The 701-nt window shown below is 53.6% G+C and carries 1 protein-coding gene; it reads left to right on the forward strand.

The genetic code is table 11. From position 1 onward, the window contains the following. Positions 1 to 73: 73 nt before the first annotated feature. Positions 74 to 358, forward strand: a complete 285-nt coding sequence (locus KQI26_RS15140) for a type II toxin-antitoxin system death-on-curing family toxin (RefSeq protein WP_371744218.1) — start codon at positions 74 to 76, stop codon at positions 356 to 358. The last annotated feature ends 343 nt before the right edge of the window (positions 359 to 701 follow it).

A 701-nucleotide genomic window follows, 5' to 3' on the forward strand; every position in this document is an offset into this window, starting at 1 on the left:
GTAGAGCTTTCCATTTCACAAGCTTATTGCCAAGGAAACTGGCGGGAGCATCGGCGTCAGGGATGAGGCTCTGCTGAAGTCCGCACTGGAGAATGTCTTTTCCGGTTTTGGCGGGCAGGAATTCTACCCTACCAAGGAGGAAAAGGGCGCTCGAATAGGCTATGCGCTCATCTCTAACCACGCCTTCGTGGATGGCAATAAGCGCATCGGTATGTATGTGATGCTGACCTTTTTGGAGGTCAACGGCATTCGGCTGGACTGCACGAATGATGAGGTCGTCGAGGTCGGCCTTGCTGTCGCCTCCGGCGCGATGGACGACGAGACGCTGTTGGAGTGGGTGCGGGCGCACCGTGTCTGACCCACTTTTGACCCAGAACAGGATCGGAGCGGGCAGGGCTGGATGGAAACAATGGAAAAATCCGCCGAACGAATGGCGGTAAAAAGCACAAATCGGAGCCGAAATGACTCCGATTTGCCCTTGAGACAACCTACGGACCAGAAGGCCGGGGGTTCGAATCCCGGTCCTGTCAAGATTTGGACCTGTTGACAAACATAAAAATTCAGCTGAAACCCATCGTGGCCCCAGCAGAATAATAAATTTGGGGATAGCGAAAGATGGCATTTTGCCATCCGCTTAAGATTTAGGGCCATGGCAGCAAGGAGGCATTCTTCCGTAGCCGCGAGAATGCCCCTTTTTCGAA

The organism is Intestinimonas sp. MSJ-38 (assembly GCF_018917925.1).
Classification (GTDB): Bacteria; Bacillota; Clostridia; order Oscillospirales; family Butyricicoccaceae; genus Pseudobutyricicoccus.